Genomic DNA, 2610 nt, shown 5'->3' with positions numbered 1-2610 from the left:
ACCTCCTGAACCAGCTGAAAGCCACCAATCGCTTTGCCGAACTGAGTTCTCTCCTGCACATATTTCAGGCTCGCGTCAAGACAGCCTTGAGCCATTCCCAAAGCCCCGGCAGTAATGAACACCCTGGCCGTGTCGATGCCGTAAAAAGCACCGTGCAGACCACGACCAACCTTACCAATAATATTTTCAGCCGGTACTTGGCAGTCGGAGAAAGCGAGATTGACAATATTGCTGGTGCGGCCGCCAACCAACCGCACATCTTCAAAACTTATACCCGCCGTCTTGCTATCAACCAGCAAGAGCACCATCCCTTTAATACCAAGTTTTTTGTCGGTCTGGGCCAGAACCAGGAGATAGTCGGCAAGTCCGCCCCCGGTGACAAAATTCTTGGTCCCGTTAAGAAGCCAATAATCACCTTTTAAAATTGCTCTGCACTCGATAGCACCGGGGTCACTGCCGGCGTTAGGCTCCACCGTGGCAGTGGCAAACATCAACTCACCACGACAAAGCGGTGCCAGATATTGCTCCTTCTGCTCCGAAGTGGCAACTTTCATCAGGATGGTACCACTTAACACCGCATGACCAAGTGTCCCGAGAGCCATGGTCCAACTCACCTTGCTGAGCTCTTCCCAGATTATGGCGGCGGAAAGATAATCAAGGGCGGATCCCCCATACTCTTTCGGCAGATGTGCTCCTAAAAAGCCAATATCAGCCAATTTTTTGACTAGGGCTTCCGGAGTACGACGCTGATTTTCATGCTCACGTAATAACGGCCGCATCTCATTTTCGGCAAATTTCCGCGCCAGGTCACGCAGCATCAACTGTTCTTCAGTAAAAGAAAAATTCATCAGACCACCTCGTTTTATTGGTTAGAGGCTGTATTGAAAAATTAGAATTTTTGTTTGAGTACAAGACAGGCGAGAAATTATAACCACAGAAATATATTTCATATTTTGAGAATTATAATTTGAGCCTAACGCAGTAATCGAACACAAAGGCCATTTTTCAAGGTAGCCTACAATGGGATGTTGCCATGATGTCCTGGACGGCGGCGGCGCTCCTTGCCCCGCAGGAGCCGCAGCGACCGGCTCAGTATACGGCGGGTCTCGCGTGGTTCGATAATATCCTGAACATAGGTCACCTGTGAAGCCAGAGAGAGGGCATCAGCATAAAGTTCGCGATATTGAACCACCTTTTCAGCTCTGAATTGTTCCGGCTTGGCGGCAGTTTTGAGCTCTTTTCCATAAAAGAGACCAACCGCCTGTTCGGCCCCCATAGCCCCGATCTCAGCCGTCGGCCAGGCATAGATCAGGTCGGTACCAAAACCCGGCAAAATCCCCATCCCCAGAGCCGCACCACCATAGACTTTCCGCAGCAGGACTGCCACTTTTGGTACAGTTGACTCTGACAGGGCATAAAGAACCTTGGCTCCATGAGTGATTATACCGGCATGTTCCTGATCTTTACCAGGCAGATAGCCGGGGGTATCAACCAACAATACCAACGGGATATTGAAACAATCACAGAAACGGATAAAACGGGCCTGTTTGCGAGAGCTTTCAACCGTCATGCATCCGGCTTTCACCAGCGGTTGATTGGCGATGATTCCCAGCGTATAGCCGTCGATACGGGCGAAACCGACAATAATCTCGGCGGCAAAGTCCGCCTTTATTTCACAAAAATCACCCTGATCAACCAGTTCTTTAATCACCTGACGCATATCATAGGCCCGGGTGGTACGAACCGGAACCAGGTCGTTGAGACGATCAGCCAGGCGTTCAGGATCATCTTCATTTTCCCGGCGAGAAGAGGACTTTTGCCAATTGTCAGGCAGAAAATCGAGCAATCGCCTGATTTCGGCAAAACAGTCCAGCTCACTTGCCACTTTGAAATCAGCCACCCCGGTTTTAGCGCAATGGATATCGGCCCCGCCAAGCTCCGCCATTGAAATCTCTTCGCCAGTCACTGATTTGATCACTTTAGGCCCGGTGATAAACATGTGGGACTCTTTCTCGACCATAAAGATAAAATCCATCAGCGCCGGCGAATAGACCGACCCCCCGGTACAGTTACCGAAGATCGCGGCAAGCTGGGGGATCACTCCGGAGCTTAGGGTATTGACATAAAAAACAACCCCGGCATGCTTTTCATCGCTGACCCGATAGGGATCATCACTGCCCGCCAGTTCAGGCCGCACAACCCGGGCTCCCGGCGAATTATTGAGGGCGATGATGGGAACTCCCATATTCATGGCCATTTCGTGAATTTTATAAAGTTTACGCCCGTGCATATAACCCTGTGAGCCTCCGAGTACGGTGACATCCTGGGCGTAAACACAAACCAAGCGGCCATCTATCGTGCCATGACCGGTAACAATGCCGTCTCCCGGGGCTCCCTCCCGGTACTTAATCAGGCGATTGAACTCAACGAAACTTCCTTCGTCAAGCAGCGCCGCAATCCGTTCCCGGGCCGTCAGCTGGCCTTTGGCATGCACTTTATCAATCCTGGCCTGCCCGCCCCCTAAAGTGGCGGTTTCTTTGACTTCCCTTAAACGCTCAATCTTTTCTCGCATCACGTTTCACTCCTCTCCAGCCTCTCCGTAAATACTCC

At 51.1% G+C, this 2610-nt stretch carries 2 protein-coding genes; both read right to left on the bottom strand.

The window, feature by feature from the left end:
* Positions 1-848 (bottom strand): acyl-CoA dehydrogenase family protein (locus tag U9P07_04295; protein MEA2108620.1); only part of this gene is annotated, 848 nt, incomplete at its 3' end.
* A 167-nt stretch (positions 849-1015) separates the two neighbouring features.
* The gene (locus U9P07_04290) at positions 1016-2572 is read right to left on the bottom strand and encodes an acyl-CoA carboxylase subunit beta (GenBank protein ID MEA2108619.1); all 1557 of its coding nucleotides are present in this window, start codon (positions 2570-2572) and stop codon (positions 1016-1018) included.
* Positions 2573-2610 lie beyond the last annotated feature (38 nt).

The sequence above is a fragment of the Pseudomonadota bacterium genome, assembly GCA_034660915.1.
Lineage (GTDB): Bacteria > Desulfobacterota > Anaeroferrophillalia > Anaeroferrophillales > Anaeroferrophillaceae > DQWO01.
The sequence above is the reverse complement of the archived record's forward strand: the minus strand, read 5'-3'. Positions and strand labels throughout refer to the sequence as shown.